This window comes from Methanosarcina sp. (assembly GCF_049706645.1).
Classification (GTDB): Archaea; Halobacteriota; Methanosarcinia; order Methanosarcinales; family Methanosarcinaceae; genus Methanosarcina.
Genome location: NZ_JBNAKP010000003.1, coordinates 80,232 through 107,107, shown reverse-complemented (window position 1 = coordinate 107,107; position 26,876 = coordinate 80,232). Strand labels below are relative to the sequence as shown.

18 protein-coding genes and 1 pseudogene are annotated in these 26,876 nt (G+C 40.4%); 16 read left to right on the top strand and 3 right to left on the bottom strand.

Annotation, left to right across the window (positions count from 1 at the left end; translation table 11 throughout):
* Positions 1–14 precede the first annotated feature (14 nt).
* Complete coding sequence (locus ACPK8D_RS01065) at positions 15–2,879, bottom strand: DUF3458 domain-containing protein (protein WP_424715988.1); 2,865 nt, start codon at positions 2,877–2,879, stop codon at positions 15–17.
* 219 nt (positions 2,880–3,098) lie between these two features.
* Between ACPK8D_RS01065 and ACPK8D_RS01060 the strand changes: the two genes are divergently transcribed.
* The 16 genes and pseudogenes from ACPK8D_RS01060 to ACPK8D_RS00985 all read left to right on the top strand — a co-directional run bounded on the left by ACPK8D_RS01060 (position 3,099) and on the right by ACPK8D_RS00985 (position 23,617).
* Positions 3,099–4,370, top strand: a complete 1,272-nt coding sequence (locus ACPK8D_RS01060; RefSeq protein ID WP_424715987.1) for a DNA cytosine methyltransferase — start codon at positions 3,099–3,101, stop codon at positions 4,368–4,370.
* On the top strand, positions 4,367–5,053 hold the full coding sequence (locus tag ACPK8D_RS01055; protein WP_424715986.1) for a DNA glycosylase: 687 nt from the start codon (positions 4,367–4,369) through the stop codon (positions 5,051–5,053). Before ACPK8D_RS01060 ends, ACPK8D_RS01055 begins: the two co-directional genes overlap by 4 nt.
* A gap of 196 nt (positions 5,054–5,249) precedes the next feature.
* Positions 5,250–6,770, top strand: coding sequence for an ATP-binding protein (locus ACPK8D_RS01050; RefSeq protein WP_424715985.1), 1,521 nt, complete (start codon positions 5,250–5,252; stop codon positions 6,768–6,770).
* Complete coding sequence (locus tag ACPK8D_RS01045) at positions 6,767–9,577, top strand: Z1 domain-containing protein (RefSeq protein WP_424715984.1); 2,811 nt, start codon at positions 6,767–6,769, stop codon at positions 9,575–9,577. Before ACPK8D_RS01050 ends, ACPK8D_RS01045 begins: the two co-directional genes overlap by 4 nt.
* Entirely contained in the window at positions 9,567–10,595 is a 1,029-nt protein-coding gene (locus tag ACPK8D_RS01040; RefSeq protein ID WP_424715983.1) for a PD-(D/E)XK motif protein, read from the top strand. Before ACPK8D_RS01045 ends, ACPK8D_RS01040 begins: the two co-directional genes overlap by 11 nt.
* Positions 10,585–11,277: a hypothetical protein gene (locus ACPK8D_RS01035; protein ID WP_424715982.1), complete on the top strand. Its 693-nt coding sequence runs from the start codon at positions 10,585–10,587 to the stop codon at positions 11,275–11,277. Before ACPK8D_RS01040 ends, ACPK8D_RS01035 begins: the two co-directional genes overlap by 11 nt.
* 27 nt (positions 11,278–11,304) lie before the next feature.
* A pseudogene (locus tag ACPK8D_RS01030) lies at positions 11,305–12,699 on the top strand (AIPR family protein); the annotation flags it as partial.
* A gap of 881 nt (positions 12,700–13,580) precedes the next feature.
* A complete protein-coding gene (locus ACPK8D_RS01025) occupies positions 13,581–13,823 on the top strand; it encodes a hypothetical protein (protein ID WP_424715981.1) in 243 nt (80 codons plus the stop codon).
* A gap of 497 nt (positions 13,824–14,320) precedes the next feature.
* On the top strand, positions 14,321–14,611 hold the full coding sequence (locus ACPK8D_RS01020) for a hypothetical protein (RefSeq protein ID WP_424715980.1): 291 nt from the start codon (positions 14,321–14,323) through the stop codon (positions 14,609–14,611).
* A 426-nt stretch (positions 14,612–15,037) separates the two neighbouring features.
* Positions 15,038–15,829, top strand: coding sequence for a helix-turn-helix transcriptional regulator (locus tag ACPK8D_RS01015; protein ID WP_424715979.1), 792 nt, complete (start codon positions 15,038–15,040; stop codon positions 15,827–15,829).
* Positions 15,830–16,375: 546 nt separating this feature from the next.
* A complete protein-coding gene (locus ACPK8D_RS01010; protein ID WP_424715978.1) occupies positions 16,376–19,111 on the top strand; it encodes a PKD domain-containing protein in 2,736 nt (911 codons plus the stop codon).
* 174 nt (positions 19,112–19,285) lie between these two features.
* A complete protein-coding gene (locus tag ACPK8D_RS01005) occupies positions 19,286–19,576 on the top strand; it encodes a hypothetical protein (RefSeq protein WP_424715977.1) in 291 nt (96 codons plus the stop codon).
* Positions 19,577–19,957: 381 nt separating this feature from the next.
* Positions 19,958–20,440: a formaldehyde-activating enzyme gene (gene fae / locus ACPK8D_RS01000; protein WP_424715976.1), complete on the top strand. Its 483-nt coding sequence runs from the start codon at positions 19,958–19,960 to the stop codon at positions 20,438–20,440.
* Between the two features lie 1,274 nt (positions 20,441–21,714).
* On the top strand, positions 21,715–22,122 hold the full coding sequence (locus tag ACPK8D_RS00995; RefSeq protein WP_095644032.1) for a DUF1699 family protein: 408 nt from the start codon (positions 21,715–21,717) through the stop codon (positions 22,120–22,122).
* 487 nt (positions 22,123–22,609) lie between these two features.
* Positions 22,610–23,323, top strand: a complete 714-nt coding sequence (locus tag ACPK8D_RS00990) for a helix-turn-helix transcriptional regulator (protein ID WP_424715975.1) — start codon at positions 22,610–22,612, stop codon at positions 23,321–23,323.
* 138 nt (positions 23,324–23,461) lie between these two features.
* Positions 23,462–23,617, top strand: coding sequence for a hypothetical protein (locus tag ACPK8D_RS00985; protein ID WP_424715974.1), 156 nt, complete (start codon positions 23,462–23,464; stop codon positions 23,615–23,617).
* 164 nt (positions 23,618–23,781) lie between these two features.
* On the opposite strand, the gene ACPK8D_RS00980 is transcribed toward ACPK8D_RS00985, so the two are convergent.
* Positions 23,782–24,246: a flavodoxin domain-containing protein gene (locus tag ACPK8D_RS00980; RefSeq protein WP_424715973.1), complete on the bottom strand. Its 465-nt coding sequence runs from the start codon at positions 24,244–24,246 to the stop codon at positions 23,782–23,784.
* Positions 24,247–24,452: 206 nt separating this feature from the next.
* A complete protein-coding gene (locus ACPK8D_RS00975; protein ID WP_424715972.1) occupies positions 24,453–26,216 on the bottom strand; it encodes a PAS domain-containing protein in 1,764 nt (587 codons plus the stop codon).
* Positions 26,217–26,876 lie beyond the last annotated feature (660 nt).

Here is a 26,876-nt window from a genome sequence, read left to right as displayed (position 1 = left end):
TTCTCCGAAAAATTTTATTTCTTTTCCGGCTGAAGGGCTTTGATTTCGCCATGTTCTATTCCGTACGCTTTGACAGCTTTCGGAGCTCCCAGCAGGAGTTTTCGGATTCTGTTGTATACACTCGGGAACTTCTGGGGGTCAAGTTCTCCGAGAAGGTCTGCCAGGATTTTTATCAGTGGAATATGGTATTTTGTCTCCATCAGGTCTATATTTGCAAAGGCGTTGAGCAGGTTAACTGTGCTGTATTCGTTTACAGGAGTCAGTTTTCTCAGGATTTCTGCAAAGAGAGCCCTGCCTTCTTCGGTCTGGAGCGATTTTTTCCGGTTTCGGGCAAAGCTGCCGTACAGGGCACGCTGGTCATTTGTCTGCTCGATCCTGAAAGCCTCTGACCTTTCCATTTCCCTGACGAGTTCCACGGCGTCAATGCTGCTGTTGCTTCCTATTACGGAAAGGAAAGCTTCCCAGGCAACGAGATTTTTCTTTGATTCCGCTTCAAAGGCTCTCAGGACTTTCACTTTGTCAGGTGCCGAACTGTTAAGGTAAGCAGAAAACGCACTCAGCCGGTCCGTTGCACAGGTTGCGGTCTCGAACTGCTGTTTTATCATGGCATGAATGTCAGGAGTGTCAAGGGCTGCAAGGATGCCAAGACAGACATTTTTAGCCTGCCTGCTCTTAATTGCCCTTGCCGTCTCTTCAAGTGTCGAATCCCTCGGGGCCGAGGCGTTTTCAAAGAAGCGGTAGGCAGAGATCACGGAGTTCCTGTATTTCCAGGCAACGGCTTTCAGGAGCGTTTGTCTTACTTCATAAAGTGCCTGGTACCTGTGGGCAAATTCTTCATCCTCCACGGACTCGAAAATGGTCAGGAACTGTCCACCTGCCTTTTCGAGAAGCTGCCGATCGTTCAGCAGCCTGTAATAAAGCTCGATAAATTCTTCAGAGGGCCTTGAATCGGAATTCTTAAGAAGCCTGAGCTTTTCTCTGTCAACCAGGGTATAAAAAGCTGTAAACCTGCTTATGATATCGCTGTCTCTCCTGACCTGCATCAGGAGCTCGTCCTGGCTTGCCCTGTACACGAGTTTCCCGTAGAAAGAATAGCCTCTATTAAGGGACAGGAAGGCAGGCATGTCCACATTTTCAATGGCAAGCTCGGCAGTTTCCCCGTTTACCCTTTCCAGGATTTCGGCGAGGTCATTTCCGTTCTCGTCCACAAGGGCTGCCCTGAACGGGAATTCCCAGGGTTTACCGCCGGCGGGAACCTTCTGTTTGAGGAAGAACGTGAATTTTCTGGCAGCCCTGTCATATTCGGCTGAAACCTCGACTACAGGGAACTTTGTCTGTTTCAGCCAGGTTTCAGACATTTCTTTTAAGGGCTGTCCGCTTGCTTCCTCCATAGCTTCGATCCAGTCCAGGGTGCTTGCGTTGGAGTGGCTGAATTTTTTGAAGTACCTGTCCAGGCCCCTGACAAAGGTCTCCTGTCCCAGAAGGGACTCGACCATGCGCACGTATTCCGGGGCCTTTACGTAAGTGACTGCAGTAATCAGGTCGTTTGGGTCGTTGAAGCCTTCCGGAATGATCGGCATGGAAGCTGCACCCGAATCCAGGGCAAATGTTCCCGAGACCGGCGCTAGCAGCTCAAGCACCCTGGCGAGCCTCTGGTAGTCCTCGCCAAAGAAAAAGGCATGATGCTGTTCTTCAACATGCACGGTCACGGCTTCATTCAACCAGATCTCAAACGGGCTTCTTCCCGTGACCTCGGACCCATTCTGGTTATGATAATATTCATGCGCCTTAACCCGGACCATATATTCATAAGCCGAATCCGTCGTCTGCGGGAAAGGCATTATCTTGTTCGTGGTAATCGTGGTATTCCCGACGTTTTCCATGCCTCCGAAATCCGAGTTCTGCATCCCGATTTCCCTGTATACGGTGCCTGTGTACCTGTACCCGGGACTGATGGTTCCGTCAAGCTCGGCAAGCCTGCCCCTGACCTTTTGAAGTTCTTCCAGCGTAGTGTCAGGCTTTGCCTCAAGTTTCATTCTCTCCCGCCTGCGGACAAGCTCCCAGATTTCTTTCCGGACAGCCAGCTTCTCTTCATCGAACTGCTCGGGCCCCGTGAAGAGGTAAACCCACATAACCGCATCGTGCAGGATATCAAGCGCTTTTTCGGCTGCGGCTGCCTCGGATACCGGCGGTGCGAGCAGCTCCAGCATAAAAGTGCCTCCGTCAGGATACTCAAATTCCCTCTTGAAAGTCGCATAAGTCCCCACCCCAAGGAAAAAGAGATAGGTCGCCATAGGCGTGACCGAGTTGTCATAAACGATCCTGTCCCGCCCCGGCTTTACGGTATGCCTCTCAACCACGACGTCCCCATTCGTGATGAGGTTCGTATACCGCGAATCCGCAATAATGGCAGTCTTATAAGTGCATTTTGCCGTCATATCGTCAATGCACGGCACAATCCTCTGGAACCCCCACTGCTGGCACTGCGTGATCTGCTGCGGGGGAGCCCCTGCCGGCGTCTCGTCATAATAAAGCCCTTCAAGGGTATGTTTTGTCGGCCTGCAAACCGTATCCGTCACAACCGCAACCTCGGTATGCGGCGGAATCTCTTCCCTGAAATTAATCTCAAGAATCGCGTCATCCTGCCGGTATCTGTAAGAAACCTCAAACTGTATGCAGCTCACAGCCCGAATCTCAAGGTCCCTGCAGTTCAATTCCAGCTTCTCAATAGGAGCATCCTTTGTCCTTACCCTGAGCACGGACTTCACATTCGTCCTGTCATCATAAACATCAAACACCAGATCCATATGCAAAACGTCAACCGTAAGTTCCCCGAAATCTTCAGGATAATATTTGCAAAGCTTGCATTTCAATTCCATAAAAAGGTCACCGAGTAGAGTTATAAGAGTTATGTTATGGGATAGAAAAGGAAGGGATGGGATTTAAAGGTGTAGTTTTGAGAGAGGAAGAGAAATTCAAAAATTTAAAATCAGATGATTCAAATCAACATATTAATATAATTCAACTTCGTCTGGTGTTAGTCGGCTTTTAGAGAATTAATAAACTCAAAAAGAAAAACAGTATCGGTGAATTTCTGGATGAAATCTAAATACACAGTTCTTGATATGTTCTCTGGAGCAGGAGGGCTCTCAGAAGGCTTTTTTCAGCGAGGATTTAAGTTTGTTTCTCATGTAGAGAAAGATACTCATGCCAGAAACTCCCTCGAAACCAGAGCTATCTATCATGCATTGAGAAATTCCAATAATGAAGAAATTTATAGGGATTACATTTTTGGAAGTTTCAGCAGAAAAGAATTTATCCAAAGATACAACGAACTGGACCTGCCACCTACAGGACTATTCCAGGGAGAAATATCCGAGTCAAATGAAGAAGCTGTAATGAAAGAGATCAAAACACATTTGGATGTTATTGATAGTGATTCAGTTGATGTGATCATAGGTGGGCCACCATGTCAGGCATACTCTGTTGCTGGTAGGGGTAGAAAACCAAAACAGATGAAAGATGATCCACGCAACTATTTATATAGACGTTATACCTCTTTCTTGGAGACTTTTAAGCCAGAAGTTTTTGTTTTTGAAAACGTTCTTGGATTAAGAAGCGCAATAGATGGAACAGTCTATTCAAATTTAAATGAAGAAGTAGCAAAGCTTGGATATAAAACAGAAGCTCATATACTTAATGCTAAAAATTTCTCTGTACTTCAGGATAGGAGAAGAATAATATTCATAGGGTGGAAGAATGAACATAATCTTTCTTATCCTGAGTTTCCAGAAAATCTATCTAGAAAGTTTTCTGTCTCAACGCTTTTTAAAGATTTGCCCTTTTTACAGGCTGGAGAAGGTACTGAACAAGCTACTAAGTATTCCAAGTCATTCTCAAGATCATCAAAATACCTCCGAATGTTTAAGATTAGAGAGAAAAATGACGTTCTCATTCAGCATAAAGCAAGAATTCATAACAAGACAGATCTTGAGATCTACAGGCAGGTTATAAATAAATGGAATTGTGAAAAAAGGCGTCTAAAATATAGTGAATTAGATCCAGACTTTCAAACACACAGGAACAAAAGTTCGTTTCTTGATAGATTCAAAGTTGTTGACGGAAAAAGTTATTCTCATGCTATACTCGCTCATATTGCTAAAGATGGACATCATTTTATACATCCAGATATAAATCAATTAAGATCCCTTACAGTTAGAGAGGCAGCAAGAATACAATCGTTTCCTGATAACTATAAATTCGAAGGACACAGAACATCGCAGTATGCTCAGGTTGGCAATGCTGTACCCCCACTCATGGCCAGGGGTATTGCAATTGAAATCGAAAAAATGCTTAAAGAGATTTTATGAAGAGTATCAACAGAGACAAAGATTATTTCAGAAAAATAAAGATAATTCGTACTGAGCTTCTAATATGGGGAGAGCAAAATCTCAGAAAATTTCCCTGGAGAGAAACTTCTGACCCTTATAAAATTCTGATTGCTGAAGTGATGCTTCACAGAACAAAAGCTGATCAGGTAAGCAATATCTATGAAGAATTTATCCTTAAGTATCCTGATTTTGAATCGATTGTTGAAGCTGGACGTGAAGCAATAAAAAATGATTTGAAATCTCTTGGTCTTTTCTGGCGTGCAGATTTACTTTATGATATGGCTGTCGAAGTAATTGAAAAGTATGGTGGAAAATTACCTATTGACCGAGAAAAATTAATGGCAATGCCAGGGGTAGGGAATTATATCTCAGCGGCCATTCTATGTTTTGGATACAACCTTCCTGAACCAGTACTAGATACTAATACTGTGCGTGTTCTTGGAAGAATTTTTGGATTGAAGATTACTGATTCCTCTCGGAGAAGCAAACTATTCTATGATGTTATGTACGATCTTGTTAATTTCTGGGATCCCAGAACAGTCTCTTTCGCGTTAATTGATTTTGCAAATGCAGTTTGTATTGCGGGAGAAAAACCCAGATGTGATATTTGTAATCTTAGAGATATTTGTATCTATAATAAAATTAATCTTTTCAAACAATAGTATCCATATTTTTTTCAAGCTCTCTTGTTTAGTTTTAATTAATTTTTAAACCCGCAGAGTGGATAACAGAGAAAAGATAATATATGTAATAAATCAATTTTTATTTTACAGTTTAACTGTCCACTTTAGTTTCGCAACTCTTTCATTTAATCTTTGTCTTTTTAATTCTCTGATCAAGCTATGGTTGTGTGTTCTTTTGTCTGAATCTGATAGCAGCAGAACGGATGTTGAAGCTTACGATTTAGTTCCACCCGAACCGGGGGCTATGATCGAGTCATTACGTGCTTTTGGGTACAGTTTAGAAGCTGCAATAGCAGATCTTATAGATAACAGCATAACTGCAGGCTCGAAGAATGTCTGGCTTAAATTTGATTGGAAAGGAGAAAAATCAACCATTTCAATAAAAGACGATGGATGTGGGATGAATGAAGAGACACTTATAAACTCCTTACGTGCAGGAAGTAAGAATCCTCTTGAAGAACGAGACATTCATGATCTGGGAAGATTTGGACTGGGGTTGAAAACGGCTTCTTTTTCACAATGCAGAAAACTCACTGTAGGTTCAAAAAAAGAGAAAGAGATGGTTTTTGTTCGGTCTTGGGATCTTGATTATGTAAACAAGTGTGGGGAATGGCGCCTGCTTAATGTAGATAAATATTATTTGGAAGGTTTTTTCACCAGTCTTGAGAACATTAAAAGTGGAACAGTTGTATTATGGGAACAGATTGATAGAGTTGTAAAAGGATCAGATATCGACAATCCCAAACATCAAAACATATTTTACGAAAGTATTGATTCTGTAAAAAGTCACCTTGAAATGGTCTTCCATAGGTATCTTGAAAGCACTGGAAATTTCAAAATATACATAAATGGAAGGGCCTTAAAACCGTGGGATCCATTTTTAAGAAATCATCCTTCCACTCAACAGCTGCCTAAAGAGCCTCTATATGTCTACGGGAAAAAGGTGGTTGTTCAACCTTATATTCTTCCTCATCGTTCTAAAATGGACAATGAAACTTATGAGCTTGCTGCAGGTCCAGGAGGCTGGAATGCAAGACAGGGATTCTATATCTATCGAAATAACCGACTTATCGTTGCAGGTGACTGGTTGGGTATGGGATTCAAGAAGGAAGATCATACAAAACTTGCTCGAATTTCAGTTGATATACCCAACTCTCTGGATGACGAATGGAAAATTGATGTAAAGAAATCAACAGCTAAACCTCCTGCCCAGCTTAGAGATGATTTTAAGCGCCTTGCAAGACTTACAATTGAACGTGCAATTTCGGTATATCGTCACCGTGGAAAGATAATTCAACGTAGAAATGCTGAAGATTTTGTGTTTCCCTGGGAAACAAAACTCATTCACGAAAAATACTTCTATTCTATAAATAGAAAACACCCGCTTGTTGACGACGTTCTTAGGAATGCGGGGGATCAGAAAGGAAAAATTTCTGCGATGCTACGTCTTATCGAAGAAACCGTTCCTGTTCCATTAATCACTCTGAATAGTTCTGAAAAACCGGATAATTTACCTGTGCCTTTTGAACACACACCATCTGAAGAATTAAAGTTAGTCGTGCGAGAAATATGGGATTCCTTGAATAAAGCTGGAGTAGCATCAGTTGACGCCAAGAACAAATTACTGAACATGGAACCATTTTGTGATTATCCCGAACAGATTTTATCATTCATAGAAGAAGAGAAAGAGGAATGAAAATTAATCAGTATGAAAGAGCTCTCCAACTTGTTATGCTAATGCTCAGAGGAATTCCTAATCCAACTCCAGAAATTATTCCTCAGAAAGTCAAACTAGTCCTTGACATGTTAAGAGCAGAGGGAAATTTAGAAAAAGTTGACGAGGATCGTCTAATTAGAGATATCGAGTCCCGCTGTGAAATCTGGAAAGAAAAAGCAACTGTTCTTAAAGACAAAAATAATCATGAGGTCTGGCTTCCGTATTATAAAACTCAGATTAAATGGAAATTTTGGAAGAGATATGAAAGGTATCTTATGGAAGTTGAGGGACGCTCAGAACAATATGTCATGCACTTCGATGAGCTCACGGATAGTGCTCTAGAACATCTTGAGTATCCATTAAAAGAAGGCTCATGGGATAGAAGAGGAATGGTCGTTGGACAGGTACAGTCTGGAAAAACATCACATTATACGGGTTTGATATGCAAAGCGGCTGATGCAGGATACGAGTTAATTATTGTTCTCGCAGGAATGCATGAAAGTCTGAGAAATCAGACACAAAAACGCTTAGAAAAAGAATTCATTGGATATGAAAAGATTAGCTGGTCTTCAGAAGAAAAAAATCGCCGTGTTGGCGTAGGAGAGTTCTTTGATGAGAATATCTCGCCTCCCTATTCTCTGACCTGTAGTGATGAAAATGAAAATGGGGACTTTAATCGTAAGATTGTGTCACACATGGGAGTAATATTAGGAGGAAACGATCCCGTCATACTGATTGTCAAAAAAAATAAATCTGTTCTTACAAATGTAATTAACTGGGCTATCAGTTTCCACGGAATAAAAGATCCTAAAACCGGAAGAAAAGTGGTTCGTAACATTCCTCTACTTTTAATTGACGATGAAGCAGATAATGCTTCAGTAAATACAAATCTGGTCCCATTTGATGAAAATGGGATTCCTCTTGAAGATTATGACGTTACCGCTATTAATGGCAAAATTCGAAAGCTACTGAATCACTTTGAGAAGAGTGCATATGTAGGATATACAGCGACACCGTTTGCAAACATTTTCATATATCCTGAAGGTGAAACATTAGCCCACGGAGAAGATTTATTTCCACGTGATTTTATTGTCAACTTACCAACACCTCCAAATTACATAGGTCCAGTGAAATTGTTTGGTTTTCCATCTGAAAATGAGCTAGGGTTCGACGAGAATAAGGATGAGAAAGGTCTCCAAATAATAAGAGAAATAAAAACCAGTGATTATGAAAAGGATATTCCTGACAAGCATAAGAAGTACCATGTTCCCGAAAAAATACCGAATTCACTAAAAGAAGCCATAAAATCATTTGTTATTGCTAGTGCAGCTCGTATGGCTCGTGGTGAGCAAAATAATCATAATTCTATGTTAATCCATGTTACTCGTTATACTGCTGTTCAAGAAAAAATTGGGCAATTAGTCAGCGAAGAGGTCCAATTTCTAAGACGTCAAATGGAATATACAGATCAAAATGACCCAGAAGGTGTTTACAAAGATTTAGAAAAACTGTGGTATTGTTCGAAGTCTAATTTTTGGGCCAAGTCTTATCTAGATTATCCAGAAACGACGAAAGACGTGAAAGAACAAATTAAAGACTTACTAATAAAGGAAATTTCATGGGAAGAGGTGAAATACTTCCTCTTTGAAGCAGTCTCAAGAATTAAGATTAAACTAATAAATGGAACCGCAAAGGATGCTGCTCTAGATTATAGCAAACATCCCAAGGGTTTGAGTGTAATTGCTATTGGTGGCGATAAACTCTCCCGTGGACTTACATTGGAAGGGCTTACTGTAAGTTATTTCCTTCGAGCTTCACGTATGTACGATACGTTAATGCAAATGGGACGTTGGTTTGGGTTCCGTCCTGGATATATCGATCTTTGCCGTCTCTACACGTCCCCAGATCTTGTAAAATGGTACAAATATATTGCTCTCGCATCTGAAGAGCTTAGAAGTGAATTTGATTATATGGCGGCTTACAATTCAACACCTTCTCAATATGGTCTTAGAGTAAGAACTCATCCAGATAATTTGTTGATCACAGCAGTAAATAAAATGAGAAATGGGACTGTTATGGATATTTCGTACGCAAACTCTATTGTAGAGACAGTTATTTTTCCTCAAGAAGAAAATGAGCTCAAAAATAATTTAGATGTAATTGATCAATTTATATTTAATCTCGGTCCGAAATTCACAACTAATGGAAATAAGATCTTATGGAGAGATGTCCCTTCTCAACAAATTTTACAGCTTTTAGACGAATATATTGTTCATCCAGACTCAAGAAAGGTAGCTCCAAAGCCTCTTAAAGAATATATAGAAAAGCAAATGGTTAAAGGAGAACTAAAATCTTGGACAATTGCTTTAATTAATAAAAAAAATGCCAAACATACATACCCTTTTGAACTGTTTAAACCTAATGAAATAGGTATGCCAGAACGAAATCATTCTCTTAGTAATGGGCGAATGATTGATCGTAAAGACGAATATGTTGATCTCACTCAAGAGGAATTTGATGAAGCTTTACGTCGGATGAAAAGCGATCCTTATAGAAAATCAAGGACTTCAAAGGAACCTACAGATCCTAGTGGACCCTATATAAGAGAAGTGCGTTCTCCGGAGAAAGGCCTTTTGATAATATATCCTTTAGATTTGGAAATTAAAGGATTTGAAAAAGGTTTACCCGTAATTGGTCTTGCATTCAGCATTCCAGGAAGCAGAAATGCGGAAAAAGTACAATATACAGTTAACAATACATACCGGGAGCAAGAGTTTGACAGTTGAAAGTTTTGAAGAAATATGGAAAATTCTTGAAGAGAAAACTGGGAATGAAATTAAACCAGGTATTTTAACCCGCAGAATCTTACCCGACTCACCTTATGATATATATTTAGGTTTTGAAAAACCGGGTAACAGGAGAATGATTCAAATTAAAATCTCAAAGGAAAACATACTTAATACACATTCATTTCCAAGATCAAGGGGTGTAGAGTTGCACCAAACTGTTCTCTTTGAAGATAGAGATCACTCTGTAACGATTGAACTTATCTTGATTGAGAACCAATACCAAGATATTTTCACCATACTTTCAGAGGATATTGTTAATCGTTGTACTCGTGAGAATAGTGAGAAAGAGATGATTCGTTCATTCATATCTCGTCTTGAGCAATGGCAGCAGTTTCTGGAGCAATACGGGGTTGAAGGTTTGAGTACTGTATCCCAGAGGGGTCTTTATGGAGAACTTCGATTTTTACGCGATTTCCTGATTCCTCTCATTGGTGTAGAAAAAGCAGTTTCAGCTTGGGCAGGCCCATATAAAGCACAACAGGATTTCCAGACTTCGGGAATAGCTGTTGAGGTTAAGACGGGTACTGGGAAACTACCTCAAAAAATACAGATATCAAGTGAACAACAACTTGACAATTCAGGGTTAAACGCACTTTATTTGTATTATCTCTCACTCAAGGAACTCAATGATAATGGAGAGACACTCCCTGCCATAATTGACATTATTAGAAAAATCTGTGATTCATGTACAGGAGTTACTTCCACCTTCAACGAACTACTTTTCCATGCAGGATACTTGGACGATTACCGGAACATATATGAAAATAGAGGTTATGCAGATCGTTCTTCACATATATTTCTTGTAAATAGTGGTTTTCCTAGAGTTACTGAAAGTCAGCTTATTAGTGGAGTTGGAGATGTTCGGTATTCTATAAATTTGTCTTCATGTATTCCGTTTTCTTTGAGTGAAGAAGAATTCAGGTCATCTATAAAGAGGAATCTCAATGAGCATTGATCCTGGGTTTGAACAATTTATTTCGAATTTTCAAGAAGATGTAAGATTAAAATCTCGAGATAGTAGTTCAGAGTCTTTTGCTGAAGAACAGTTCACAGAAGAGATGTTGGAATACCTTGCTGATGCTGGTGAGATTGAAGGTTTCCAACTATGTTCTTATCAAGCTCGGGGAGTTAAAGTTAATGGTTATGATTTCAATAATAATGATGAGTTTCTTGATCTATTTGTGACTTTTTTTAATGGGGAAAGTTCACCGGTTAAAGTATCAAAGAGCGAAATTATAAATTATTTCAAAAGGCTCAGAGCCTTTTTTGATCGATCTGTGAGGCAAAAGTACATCACAATGGAAGAATCCTCACCTGCTTTTGATCTTGCTGATAAAGTTTTTCAGCTTCGTGAGAACCTTATAAACGTTCGCCTTTTTGTTATAACTGATGGTATTGCTGTAAATATAGATGCTATTGAGGATGAAAAGTACGGTCAATATAAAATTTCGCATCATTTATGGGATATGCAAAGACTCTTCAGATTATATAGCTCTGGTAATCGACCCGAGCCTATTGAAATTAACTTTAACAATGATTTTGGAAACACAATTCCCTGTCTTCCAATGCCAGAAGAAAACTCGAAATATATAACATACTTGGCCATTCTCTCTGGAAAGACTCTTTCTGATCTTTAGTATGGGTCTCGCCTTCTCGAGAGAAATGTACGTGCTTTTTTACAGATGAGAGGAAACATAAACAAAAGTATAAGGAACACAATTCGCAATGAGCCTGATATGTTTCTTGCCTATAACAATGGCATTTCAGCAACTGCGGAAAGTGTTGAAATTGAAGAACTGCCTAACAGAGTTCCAGCAATAAAAAAAATACGTGATTTTCAGATTGTTAACGGAGGTCAAACTACCGCTTCAATCTATCATACCTGTGTGAAAGATAAGCGGGATGTGTCCAATATCTATGTTCAGGTAAAACTCACAGTCCTGAAAAACGAAGAAGATTTTGATAGAATTGCTCCAAAGATATCAGAATATGCTAATAGCCAGAATAAAATTAACGCTGCTGATTTTACATCTAACGATCCTTTCCACGTTCAGATTCAAAAACTTTCCAGATCTATTTGGGCGCCTGTAAAAAAATGTAACCAGCAAGAAACACATTGGTACTATGAGCGCTTTCGTGGGCAGTACCAAACCGATAAAGAGAGGGAAAATACTCCTAAGCTAAAGCGCCTTTTTGGAGATAAAAATCCTACATCTCAAAGGTTTACTAAAGTAGACTTGGCAAAATACGAAAACTCCTGGGATCAATTACCATATTTTGTAAGTCTTGGTGGAGATAAAAATTATCGCGAATTTATACTCCAATATAAAGAAGAAGGAGAATTTAAGCCTGATATAAATTATTTCCACCTTCTTATTGCGAAGGCTATTCTATTCAGAAAGACGGATAACATCGTAAAGAATTTAGACTTAGGGGGATATAAAGCCAATGTTGTTACTTATACATTAGCTTTATTATCCAAACTGACAGAAAAGTGTGTAGATCTTGAAGGGATCTGGAAAACTCAAGATATTTCACCAGCTATTGAAGAGTCTATTATTTACCTTTCTCAGATAGTTCGCGGTCATATAACCAATCCTGATGGTGGAAAAAATATTACTGAATGGTGCAAAAAAGAAGAGTGCTGGAACTCACTCTTAAAGTTAAAAGTTGACATACCTTTGGCATTAAAGACAGAACTGGTTAGTGAAGAAGTTGTAAAAATGAGGGATATCAGGACCTTCGAAAAGGCCAATATGTCAAAAGAATCTAGTAATGACAAGATTCTAGAGAGTGAGAATGACATAGATAAATTTGATAAAGTTGAATCTCCAGACTATGAAAAGATGATTAAAAGCCTTACACCGCAGAGATGGACTAAAATAATCAGAGATATGAAGGATTCCGGAAAATTTTCAGATGAACAGATTTCCCTTCTAAAAAGGGTTCAAAAAATGTCATTCAGGAATATTTCTCCAAAAAAAGATCAGGTACAAAAGATAAAACCTATTTTGGAAATACTTAATCAATGTGAAAGTTCAATAAAGATAGTAGATTAAATTAATCAGGCAATCACTGTCATTTTTTCACCTTTCTGCGTACGCCATCTTCAGAACATATGGCCAGTTTACCTAAATGTATTACGACACTGCAGGAATCCTAAGCATCCTAAACTGTCATATCTGAGAGTCCCAAGAAGGCTGATTGTAATAAAGAAATCTTCTATGCGGTTTGTGAATATCGCTTCCATGTTTTTCCTCTCAGTGTGCCTGATTATCTTGGCTTAAGTGTTTCAAAGTGGTTCAACTCCCATTCAAGGAATTCCTTGGCATCTTCAAAGCTTTCAAAATTGCTAATCAGGTAGGTTTCACCATCTGCTGTTGAGGTCGCTTCATGCCGTAAGAATCATTACACTCTGGATCTTCTTTAAAAGCTGCAGTCTTTTCTACCTAACCTGTTTCTCCGGTTTTATTAAATTGAGTTATGTTTATCTTCAGTTACGAAAATTATCTCGGTAATCAGCATCTAACCCAAAACCACAAACTAGAAATCACTATCATCCCCCTCATTACCCCTCCTTCCTTCGCAAACTATATATACCATGCCTCATAAATAAGGTACTGTATAAAAGTCTCTAATTCGGAGAGTGTTTTTTCAAATAATGCTACACCAGGGGATCAATGTTGAACTGAACCTTCAGATGCATCCATTGAAGTTTTCAGCTTTTTGTCTCATTTTAAGAGCACCATAACAGCCAGCCTCCACGCTCTGGCGGGGGACTCCATTTAATTTTTGGGCAGGTTGAAAACTGACGACAATAAAGCCTGATTGATAAAACACAAAAACAGATTAGAATAAAAATAAAATAAGTTAAAAACAGCTAAAAACAAGCTAAATAAAGAGCACCTTTAGCACCTTTATTTGCGAGGTTTGAAACAAAATGTCAGAAGAATCCGATGATCCAGACAGTAGTGATAGTAGCAGCCATCAGAAATTGCTCACAGTAGCCGGAATGGTCCTGTGTGCAGTACAATTTGCGTTCTTCGTATACATGATTTTAAGGTTTATCGAACTGGATTTTGCCCAGGGCTTTAAATTCATGCTGCTTGCTTACTCTTCAGCGTTCGTATACAAGAACCTGGAGAATTCAGGGAAAATTCCCGTTGTAGCAGCCGAGAACTGATGACTGCGTGGCTTTGATTTAAAGCTCCACACCTTCTACAGAAACTATCTGTTCTGAATTTTTTTCCCTTTTTCTTATTTTCTTATTTCTTTTATCTTCTTCTGTTCCTTCTATTGCTGCTATTTTCCTCTATTCCCCTCGATTTTCTCTATTCCCTTATTTTCCCGAATTATTATGCTTCTTCTATCCCCTTCACACCTGGCTGTTATTTGCTATCTTTTGCTGTTATCTGCTATTCTTTGCTGTTTTTTGCCTTTCTTTGCGTTTTATTGATTTCGATTTAAAAAAAAGACTAATGCAAAACTTTTAATGGGATTTTCTCTCAAAGGAGGTAAAAGGTTATTAATTTGTGAAAACATAGGGTGCAAATAAGCTCCGGACTCGAAAAAAAGAATTAATTGAGTTCGTCGGACCGAAAAAAAATTCTTATCTACAAATAGAAAAAGACATATATGATTATTTTTTAGTACCACCAATAACTTTTCTACGGGATAAACATGGATTTGACCTTGCAGATTGATACCGATTACTCGCTTCAGGAAGCAAGCGAGATCATTCGCTCGGCTCTGGAACATGAGAAACATCTTGCAAAATACAAGATAGATCGCTATTCCATGATCTGTGATGAGTTTGAAGATCAGTACGACCTGATCTCTACCGAATTCATACTAAAATTCGAAGCCGGTGAACTTATTGGCGATGATAACTATTTTGAGTGGTATGCTGCAAAGCGAGGGCTTGACCACTGGAAGAAAAGGCTGGCTCTCCTCAAGGGCGTCAGGTTCTGACTGCTCAGGCTGTGCCTTCTCGAAAAAACTAATTTAAATATGAATTTAAATACTAATTTAAATATGAATTTAAATACTGATTTAAATACTAATTTAGATACTGACCTGAATACTAGTCTAAATAGTAATTTAAAATAGTAATCTAAAAATTAATCGAAAAACTGCTTGAAAAATCCTTCCCACTCTCAACCTCTTTTTAAAATATACCGTTCAGGTTATTCTAATATTATCCTGATACCATTCTAATACTAGCATAAAATTATTATAATGTATTCTTAGGCTATTTTGAGGTTAATTTAGCATCTACATGCCGATAAGACTTATTTTATTCCTAAAAATAGCCTCACAAATACGTAAAATTAATGGAAATGTATTTATAACTGCCGTGCTATCTTTTCATTATAAACTTTTTTTGGTGGTATTCGGATGGGCGCAAAAATCGGGTTAATGGAACTGATCTTTCGGTCTGAAAAACGAAGGGATCTCCTGATTTATCTCAAGGATAAGCCCAGATCCATAGATGAAATCCAGGAACATCTACATGTAGATTCCGTCTCTATTCTCCCCCAGCTCAAAAAACTGAAGGACAGGAAACTGGTCATACAGAAGGATCACACTTATGAGCTCTCTGTTATGGGGAAGACGATTGTAGATAGAATGCCGCCGCTTCTGGACACCTTGGAAGTGCTCGAAGATAACTTCGATTACTGGTCACGGCGAAATCTTGAAGGAATCCCCCAGGTTTTGCGAAGTCGAATCGGAGAGTTAAAAAACTGTAAACTTATCCGTCCGGACCTGAGTCATATGTTTGAACTGGACCCTGAGTATGTGGAAAACCTTCTCCTTTCAAGACGGGTTTTCGGCTTCAGTTCCTATTTCCATCCCTCATTTATTCCTCTCTACCTGGAAATTGCAAAAAAAGAGGCTGAAATTTCTATAATGCTTACCGAACCCGTGTTAAAAAGGTTTAAAACCGATTACCTCGAAGATTTGCAAGCCCTGATTGAGTTTGAGCACGTCAACCTGTCGCTTTTCCCGAAAGACCCGAAGCTTGCAGGCTTTACAGTTACGGACAGGTTCTTCCTGTTCACCGTTCTTCCCCAGATAAAATTTTTTGAACACGAAAGCTTGTTCAGCTCCGAGCCTCAAGCCCTCAAATGGGGCACAGACCTTTTTTCTCATCTACAAAAGGAAGCCGTTCAGGTAAAAGAGATTTAAATTCCTGACTTTAAACGCTTTCATCGATCCTTTTTTAAATCCGAATTTCTCAGCGCTCCAGCCTGAAGACACTGTAAATTTCAAAGCGAAATTATTTCAGGATAAAACAAAAACTACTCGCGTGAGATTCCTTTATAAAGGAAGAACTTCAGCAGAACTTAAGGTTTTATATCCCGGGAAGAATTTTTCCGAATTTTATCAAATCAAAAAGTTTAATATTTCCTATTGCAATTCCCTTTTACAGTTATAGTCCATTCAGGGAAGGAAATATTGATAATAAGTTACAGAGGAAGAAGACATTATCTTTTTCCATAAACCTTACAACCTTTACACATAAATGAATTTAACATAAGCGAGTTTAATAATTTGTCGAGATTTACCTTCATCCGAAGTTAAAAACGCAGAAATAATTAGTAATCACAGTTGAATAATCTTAAAAAACGTTCTTTCAGACATCCGGCTAAGCGAGCCTGAAAAGGAAGCCGGAATCTTACATGGGGGAGCGAGATTTCAGCAAAAAAGCAGAAGATAAGCAGGGTGTATGAATTGAAAAAAATAATTACAATATTAATACTTCTGTGCTTAGTATTCCTGGCTTCGGCTTCGGTTTATGCAAGCCCATCTGAGGATTCAGGCACAAATTCCACAAACCTGTCCGAAGAGCCCGCAGATCCGGGTACTGCAGAAGATGAAAACGCTACGTTTACTGCGGATTTTACAGCTCTCCCGGTATCAGGGATCGCTCCTCTAACAGTGAATTTTCAGGATAAGTCAGGCAGCGATGCTACAACCTGGGAATGGGATTTTGATTCGGACGGAGAGATCGACTCACGCGAAAAAAATCCGGTATATGAATTTTCTAGCCCTGGGAATTATGATATTACTCTGAGGGCGGGCAACGGCATCGTACAGGGCGATATCACAAAACCGAATTATATTACAGTCGGAGAGATGCCAGAAGCCGGTTTTACTGCCTCCCCGACAGAAGGAAAAGCTCCTCTAGCCGTCCAGTTCACTGACACTTCTACTGGCAACGTAACCTCCTGGCAGTGGGATTTTGGAGACGGCGAGACGTCAGCATCCCGGAGTCCAGGACATAAGTATGTAAAAGCCGGGATCTATGAAGTGAGCCTGACAGTATCAAACGCTTTCGGTTCCGACACTCCAGAGAATCCTATTTTTATTAATGTAAGCTCCAGCCCTGCTCCCGTTGTCGACTTCAAAGCAGATGTAACCTCGGGCAAAGCTCCGCTTAAAGTTCAATTCAGTGATCTCAGTACAGGCAGCCCGGCAGCCTGGCAGTGGGATTTCAATTCTGACGGAAAAGTAGATTCAAACGAACGAAACCCTGTTTATGAGTTTAAAACCCCTGGGACCTATACCGTTACCCTGAGAACAGGCAACGAGAATGGGTGGAGCAGTACTAAAAAGGACAATTACATTACCGTTGGAGGCGCCGACCTCCTGGCCGATTTCACGCATTCTCCCAGGGATGGAAAGGCCCCATTGGCCGTTCAGTTCACTGATACTTCCACAGGGGGCGCAACTGCCTGGTCCTGGGAGTTTGGAGATGGGTTTACTTCGACTTCGCAAAACCCCAGTCACACCTATTCTAAAGCCGGAACTTATACAGTGAAGCTGACAGTAACAGATGGTTCGAGATCGAATGCCCTGGAAGTTCCCTCTTCAGTCAATGTTCTGCCCAGTACTGATCCGGTGGTTGATCCTCCAGTTAATCCCCCAGTTAATCCCCCAGTTAATCCCCCAGTTAATCCCCCAGTTAATCCCCCAGTTAATCCCCCCGTCGATCCCCCCGTCGATCCCCCCGTCGATCCTCCAGTTAATCCCCCCGTCGATCCCCCCGTCGATCCCCCCGTCGATCCTCCAGTTAATCCCCCCGTCGATCCCCCAGTTAATCCTCCAGTTAATCCCCCCGTCGATCCAGTTGATCCAGTTGATCCTGTCGATCCAGTCGCTCCTCCGGTAATCGATTTTCCGGTGGAAGATATATTGGGAGTCGATTTTAAATCCAACGTAACCTCAGGCAAAGATCCTCTTAAGGTCCAGTTTGAAGACAATTCAGGTGGAAATCCGGTAGCCTGGGAGTGGGATTTTAACTCGGACGGACAGGTAGACTCAAACGAAAAGAATCCTGTTTATGAATTCAGAGACTCAGGAACCTATAGCATTACCCTCAGAGCAGGCAACGGCACTTCCTGGGGCAATATTACAAAAACCAATTATATCACAGTCGGAAATGACTTTCAGGCCGGTTTTACGGCTTTTCCAATAGAAGGACAGGTCCCTCTGACCGTTAAGTTCACTGATATGTCTACAGGCAACGTCACCTCATGGATGTGGGACTTTGGAGATGGCAATATCTCTACTTTCCAGAACCCGATTCACACGTATTATGAAATAGGTAAATACTCCGTAACTCTTAACGTCAGTAACGAGTATGAATATAATTCGTTCGCCTGGACAGATTATATAACTGTCACTGAAGAAGGCGAGAGTAATGAAGGCAACACCGGAGGCTCGGGTACAGAAGGCTGGGGTTTTGGTGAGACAGGCCCCGCTACTGGCGGAGGGGGTTCTCCTGAGCCATCCAGTAATGTTCATACCAGTGTACTGACGCAAAAATTCGTTACAGCTGGAAACCGAATAAGGTTCGATTTTATACAGGATGCTACCAGCATTGATTTCGTGGAGTTTGATGCAAAAAGGACTCTTGGAAAGACAACAACAATCGTTGAACAGCTCAAGGGAAGGTCAGTCCTGGCTCCAGTCGAGCCCGGAGGGACCGTTTACAGGTATATGAATATCTGGGTAGGAAACAAAGGTTTTGCAAGCCCAGAAAATATAGAAAATGCCGTTGTAGGTTTCAGAATCAGCAAGGCTGAAATTCCGGTGAATGAAACCGAGAATTCAACCGTTTTCCTTCAGAGGTATTCAAACGGAGGATGGAACGCCTTAGACACCCAGAAAACGGGAGAAGATGATCGATATATCTACTTCCAGGCCAGAACTCCGGGTTTTTCTCCTTTTGCAATCACCTTCGGCAGGACAACAATAATTGAGCCTCAAGAAGTAAATGAAAGTACGCAGGAAAGCCCCGGTTCTCCAGTGGAGAATAAGTCGGTTGACAAATCTGAAAATCTTTTCACTAAAGGACTTATCTCTGAGGAAGACTGGCCAGGGTTCTCGAGTGCAATAGGACCCTTTATCGGATTAATGCTAATACTCTTTATAGGTCTCGCTGTAAGAGAAAAAATAAAATAATATACTCATGAAGGCTTGAAAACAGGAAAGATTGAAAATAGGAAAGATTGACATATAAGGGTTTTCAGGAAAGCTCAAAACATAAGCATAGACTTTCCGGTATCAAACCTGCCCAATTAATTGCTTACAATAACCATTTAATGGAATAAAAGTCTAATATTAGTGGGGATAGGTATGAGTTTTACGCTTAACATCGAAACTGATTTCTCGCCTCAGGAAGTGACTGAGGCTATCCGCTCGGCTCTAGAGCACGAAAAGCACGTTGCCAGATACAAGGTCAAAAGTTATTCTTCAATCTGCAGGGATTTCGAAGCGAAATTCGGGTTCAGTTCTGCTGAACTCCGGACAAAGCTCGAAACTGCAAATATAAACAAAGAAAGCAGTTTTTTCGATTGGTATGCAGCAAAAAAAGGGCTGGATCACTGGAGCAAAAGACTTGAGATTCTTTCGGGCATTTCCTTTTAAATAGTGGGTTTAAGAGTCCAGTTATTCTATTCAATAACTTTATTGGCATAACTTTGCCTTTGGAAACTCTGTTAGAGTACTACCGATTTTTCTATGGAATTTTCTTATCCTTTTTTGCGTATGCTTTTTTTGCCCTCCCTGATCCTGAGTAACTTCGCTGTACTGTTATAAACACAGCCGGTAAATTATTTATGTGTGTATAAGTATTACAGGCTAACCATTCTCCATAACAAAAATAATTACGTTTAATACCTGAATCGCTATCTTGTTCATTGATGGATATGTAGATCAATTCCTTTCTTTCCGGCGATTCCGGGTATTGGGTTTTCTGTTGTAAAATAAACTGAGGTGTTCAATCTGGTCAAAAATATTCTGAAAAGTATGGTAGGAGAAGCTCTCATAGGTTCTGGTCCGGAAATTGCACACATAGACCTGGTTATCGGGCCCCGAGGAGGGCCAGTCGAAGCAGCGTTTATGAACTCGCTTGCAATGCCCAGGCAGGGTCATACCCCACTTCTTGCAGCCCTTGAACCGAATCTCCAGCCCAAACCTGTAACCCTGCTCGTAAACAAGGTAACAATAAAGAATGTATTGCAAGCTGCCCTTATGTTCGGGCCGGCTCAGGCCGCGGTCGCAAAGGCGGTTATGGATTCCGTAGCTGACGGCGTGCTCCCTCAAGAACAGGTTGATGACACTTTTATCATCGTTTCCGTGTTTATCGAATGGGACGCAAAAGAAAAGGACAAAGTTTACGAATATAACTACGAAGCAACAAAGCTTGCAATAGCAAGGGCTATGGAAGGCAGGCCGACCGTCGAAGAAGCTCTCGCTAAAAAAGATTCTGCTAAACACCCGTTTGCCTGAGTTATTGTTCAGCACAATTTAAATTTCAAAAACAATTTTTTCGGGTTGAAACGTTATTCAACCTTTCTTCTTTTCTATATGGCAGGACATAGACCCGGTAAGGGCTACAGTATTCTTAGCAGCACGGTTTTCTCAGGATAGATAATATCGCAGGAGACATAACAGATATAATAACAGATATAATGGATGTTTAGACAGCAGTTTATAATGCTTTACTTCGGGTTTGAGTGGTATGTATGTGTCCCCTGGGCTGGAAAAACCTGTAAAGAATGGGGCATGGAGTGCTTCAAAAAACAAAGTAGGGAAAATCACTGTTCCCTAGATTGGAGTTCTAAAAGGCTTATATATTCAATCGACTGGACACAGGATAATATAAGATCTTTAAGAAATTTTTCAGTGAAAAAGGGCGAGAAATATTGAATTTCTTTCAAAGTCTATGTTAATAACGAACTGAAAAGGGACACTTGCAGCAGGCTCATCCTTTGATTTTTCCCATCATGGGCTAATTCCAGGTCCTTAGTTTTTCCTTTTCGGGATAATTTCATGTCTTAAAGAATATCTCTCAAAATTATTTCCCACCCCTTGCTTTTAGTTTCTGAATTCCTCTGGCTCCCTCTAAAGTGCGAAGCTGCCAGAAGGTCTGAAATCAAGTATTATATTTAGCAGGGTAGCTTTTTCTTTTCAGCTTTATGGTATTGAAGGTTATACTACTGGCGTGTATTGCCAGCTTCTCTCTGAAACTTCCTCAGTTCAGTATATATGTATTTGGAGCAGGTTTACTTTTGTAAAACTCCTGAGATATCTGGTATTCAGTATGGAATTCAGAGTGTTGTGGTCTGTCAGGGCGTTAAAGATACTGCAGTAAACTCTTTCTAATCAATCTCTCACTTGACTGCCAGAAGTTTTCTCTGAGATCTGGCACTTTATAAGACTTATTGCAGATTAAAAGGTGAACTCCGGAAAAAGGTCCGAAAAAAGCCGATTACAGAATAATAGCCTACTAAAATTCTACAGGTTCTTACCCTGATTCTTTCTTTCCTTGATTTCTTTACCGAGAAAGTTCCCGTGGTGACTAAAATTTCTGAGTTATGATTATTTCTGCAGGTTTTGTCCTTTCCAGGTTTTTTCCAGCATTTAAGAGGATCGGATAAGAGATCGAAAACTGAAGTACTGTGTAAAAAATAAAAGCGCGGGCAGATAAATATTTATAATAAGTATAAGTAGTTTATATTGAGGTAAAAACATAAGAACTTTACAGTGGGGGAATCACATAAATGAAAATTAGAGTAGTTAGTTCCAGAGAGGAAATTTTCACTCTCAATCCTAATGAACGTGTTGTTCATCTGGCCTTCAGGCCTTCGAACAAGGACATCTTTGCACTGGTTGAAACCTGTCCGAAAATTGAGGTAATTCAGTTGCCCAAATCTTACAGGCGCACGGTTTCAAAATCAATAGAAATGTTTCTTGAAATGCAGAGAATCCAGCTTATCGAAGGCGACGTCTGGGGGCACAGGAAGGATATTAACGAATATTACAGTATTCCTTCCTCAGTGATTGAGAAAATAAGGGAACTGAAATCGGAGGGTACACCTGCTGAGAGAATTGAAGAAAAGGTCTCAAGGGAAAGCAAACTTAACCCTGAAATGGTTGCTTATATCCTGACCAAGGAAGCTTCTGCCTGAATATGTCTCAGGCCAGGATTTCCACTACACTCCTGAGTGCAGGTAAAACCATACAAATAGTATCCAATCTTTGAGAATATCTCTATTATCCAGATTCCAGCTTAAACATTAAACTTAAGGAGCCTTAGAAGGCTCCCTGACCCTGGACAGTAGCGTGAGCTATCCAGGGCAGGGAGACTCCGCATGTTTTTTAATTGTAAACCGTTTTGTCCTGTTTCTTTTATATGATAAGTAATTTTTTATTTCCTGCCTATTTCCTGCTCCATTCCCTGTATCAAAGTATAATATGGAAAAAAAGTATCTTCAGTCTATTTAAACAAAAAGTAGGAAACAGTAGTAACTTATATACCTTTGATGGCTCTAATCTCTTTAGCCACATAAAACTCGAGAGGAGACTGAAGGGTTGCAATTAGAACTTCTAGAGCTGATTTTTCTTTCCGACAAGCGAAAGCAGTTATTGCTCTTTCTGAAAGACGGGCCAAAAAATATGGATGAAATCAAGGAAGCCCTCGATGTAACATCCACTGCGATTTTGCCTCAGATAAAAAAATTAAAAGAAAAATCCCTGGTTGTTCAGGAAGACAAAAACTACAAACTCTCGCTTATAGGAAAAGTCCTTGTTGAAAAAATGCAGCCCTTTGTCAGCATAATTGACGTCTTTGAGGACAATTTTGACTACTGGGCTGAAAGAAATCTTCAGGGAATTCCCCCTGCTTTCCGAAAGCGGCTTGGAGAGCTCAGGAAGTGTAAGTTGATTCAACCCGATCTGGATCGAATGTTCGAGCTTGATCCTGAGATTGTTGAGAACCTCTCTAAATCAAGTCGTATTCTTGAATGCATAGCCTATTTTGATCCTTCGCTTATTTCTATGTGCCAGGAACTTGCAAAAGGTGGAGTCGAGTTTTCTTTTCTTATGTCCGGACCCGTTTTTCAGCGCTATTCCAAGGATTACCTCAAAGACTTCCGAAGTATGCTGGCCCTTGAGAACATAAAATTTTTCCTGTATTCAGGAGAACTCAGGATCGCGAATCTTACCGTAACCGACAGATTTGTCATGATTTCCCTTTTCCCAAAAAATCAGAAGCATTTCGATAGGGAAAGCCTGATAAGTTATGAGCCCTCAGCTCTTGAGTTCGGAAATGAGCTTTTTGACGAATTGCTCAGGAATTCTACCCGGATTACTCAAATCCCAATTGAATAAATTAACAATCAGAATCAAAAATCGAAATCGAAAATCAGTAATCACGAATTCTGCCGCCCGAGTCACACTTTACTTTGAGTTTTTGCAAATCATCCCTCTTGAGCTCACTTCAGTATCTTTATCTATAAATTAGCCCTCTTGAGCGAACGAAGCGAGCGAAAAGGGCGGCGTACTCCCGAGGCGCAATTCGGGCGAGGCGCAATTCGGTGCGTACTCCCGAGACGGGACTCGGGCTGCAGAACCGCAATCCTGCCGGAAAGGGCCCCGTCTTCCGAAGCGGAATTCGGGAGCTAGAAACCCCGAAGTACGGGTAACAGGGGCATAGTTTTTCGGTGCTTTCCGTCTTTTCGGTGACTCATACAGTCTGAATTGTTTTTCCGGCCAGTTTGTCTTTTCGTGTTTAAGGGACTTGAAGTAAGAGCTGTATATATTAAGTTCTTATTGCGTTCGAAATACGGTTAACTCGGCGCTCCCTCTGGCTGTGGGCTGCTTCTGTGCTTTAGCTTTTCGGCAATATCGATGCCGAGCCTTTTGCATTCCTGCACGTCCTTATCTGTGGGTCTGTGAAGGATCCTGAGTACGGGATCTATGACGGTCATTCCCATCTCTCGCATCTTTTCGGCTATCAATATAGGTGCTTCTCCGCTCCACCCATACGACCCGAAAGCAGCTCCTAACTTCCCTTTCGGGTTTGTGGAAGCAAGAGTTTCATCCATGAATTTTTCCATGGGCTGCAGCATTCTATAATAAAAGGTCGAGGAGCCGACTGCGATTGCGTCGGCTTCATTAAGATCTTCAATCTTTACGTCATAAAAGCTAACAGCTTTTGCATCCACATGTTTTGATTCAATTCCGCTAGCTATTGCTTCGGCCATAATTTTCGTATTCCCAGAGGTACTGAGATAAACTACTATCGCTTTCAATCTTATCCCCCATCCTGCGTAAGATCTTATATTAACGCCAGTAATGGACAAAAAGTGAGCAAAAATAGGCTTGCACATTTTCCCACAGTTCGGGGAAAGAAGGCGAGACCTGAGATTTTCTCATTTTTCAATCCAGCATTAATTATAAAAATTATTTTAAATAAGGATTTCGTCCAGGGTCAGGTTAACTTCGGTACGAATAAATGTTATGCAAGGTCTGCCACAATACGGATGGGAGCTATATAGTTCACTGTCTGGAGGGCTATACTCTCAAGAAAATTGCGTACGTTCTGGGGAATTCGGTCTGTAGTGTGAGAGGCAAAGTTAAGGCTACCTATGATTTCTCCCCGGTGCTTCATAGGAATTACCGCTACCGCAGTGATTTTTTCCTTCCTGATTAAATCTGCCATTTTGTCTGCATAAAAATCCATTCTGTAGACAGGCTTTTCAGTCCAGATCTGCCTCGCCTCAGGAGAATCTGCCCCATATGTCAAAATACTTTTCACGAACTCGGAAGAAAGCCCCCTGTGTGCAACCAGATTGATCTGGTCCAGGAGTTCGTCTTTCAAATAAATGCCTGCGGCATCTATCTCTTCTATCTTCAGGCAGGCATCAAGGATCTGGTTAAGCATAGTTTGAAGGTTCCAGGTAGTACTGAGTGATACCCCCAGCTCCCTCTGGATATCGAGCATTTTCTGTGCCTCTTTTCTATCAGTAACATCGATAACTATTCCCTGAAGGTGAGTAACTTCGCCTTTATCATCTCGCTGGATAAACGTTCGCTCTTCAATCCAGCGTATACTTCCCTTTCCTGTAAAAATTCTATATTCCATCTCGAAAGAGTCATATCCTTCTCTGACAGAACGTGCCAGACTTTCAACGACTGCCTGTATATCCTCTCTGTGAATTATGTTTCCATAAAGTACATTCCCGGAAAGGAAGTCTTCCACTGAGTACCCGAACTGCGTTACATTTTCAGAAACAAATTCTACAGGCCAGTTTTCTACATTTTTCCATAGAAATGCTACTGCCGAACTCTTGTCAATTATGGTTTTCAGCATTTTCTGCATTTCAAGTGATTTCCTCAGGGCTCTTTCAACTTTCTTTCTATGGGTTATATCCAGTACTATTCCCTGAAAGCAAGCTACTTTCCCATCCCTTTCTCTCTGGATAAAGGTTCTCTCGTTTACCCATAGCATATCTCCGGCTTTTGTAAAAATCCTGTATTCCGAATTGAAGCTTACCTCTCCTTTCTGGATACTTCTGTCAAGCTCCTCTTCTACTCTTTTCAGGTCATCAGGATGTATGATTCTCCCGTACTGAATTGTCTGTGATAAAAAATCATCAACTGTATATCCGAACTGTACCACATTCTCTGAGGCAAAAATCGCAGGCCAGTACTTCTCGTTCTTCCAGAGAAATATCACTGCAGGGCTGTTATTAATTGCTGTAGTCAGCACTTTTTGCATCTTAAGAGTTTTTTCCAGTTCTTCTTCGCTTTTCTTTCGCTTGGTGATATCGAGCACTACTGCCTGGAAGTGTGTCGCCTCTCCGACTGTATTTCTCTGGATAAAGGTCCTTTCGTTTATCCATCGCAAATCTCCTGCTTTCGTAACAATCCTGAACTCCATGCTGACTGCGGAAGCCCCGCTTTTTACTTTTTTCTCAAATTCCTGTTCAACCTTTTCGAGATCGTCGGAGTATATTATATCTTTATACATCACCCTGCCAGAAGTGAAGTCTTCGGGCGCGTATCCGAATTTTGCCACATTTTCGGAGACAAACTCTACAGGCCATTTATCTTCCTTTTTCCAGAGAAAGAGCACTACGTGGCTGTTATTGATCATGATTCTCAGAGTTTCTTCTTTTTCCAGAGCTGCCTGGAGAGCCTCTCCTCTCACGTTATTTCTACTGCCTGCGGTCTGAGCGTCCACATTTAAAGCTCCCTTATCCTCCAAACCCTCATTCATTTTACAACCACCTGCACAGGGCTCTCTAATATCCCCTTTGCTCCTTTGTTCTTTTCATCTATATTTCATTTATATAATTATGTTTCTATCAAATATCAGTTTTTTTGGTTATTGGGTTTATTTTCATGTTTTTACGAATGTTAAAAAATCGATAACTGTAAATCAGTTGGTTTTTTAGTTTCCGGATACCCGGCTTCAAGTATCTAATTATATTTCTGTGCCACAACGAAAGTTATATATGATATCATATGGGTAATAAGAATCCGCAATCCGTATTGCAGGTGTACATTTGCCAGCAAGAGGAACTCTGGAGTTATACTTCCGTTATATCTCACCAGAGAATATCGGCTGGATATAGTCTCTAAAAGCTGAATGCCTATCATGAACCCCATTATTAACCCGATAAATGAGAACTAAACATATGAGAGTTAAATATCTCATAAAGCGGCTTTTTGTCGGCAAGCGTGAAGCTAAAGCGGATTTATGGAAGGCAATACAGTAATTCAGTAGGCCGGTAAATACGGAATACAATAAAGGAAAATGGCAAAAATCTAAAAACCAGAAATGGCAAAAGTCTAAAAATCAAAAATGGCAAAAGTCTGAACCAACATAAAACCTCCATAAAAAGGCCTGTGGTAAGATTGAGGGAAATCTTGCTGC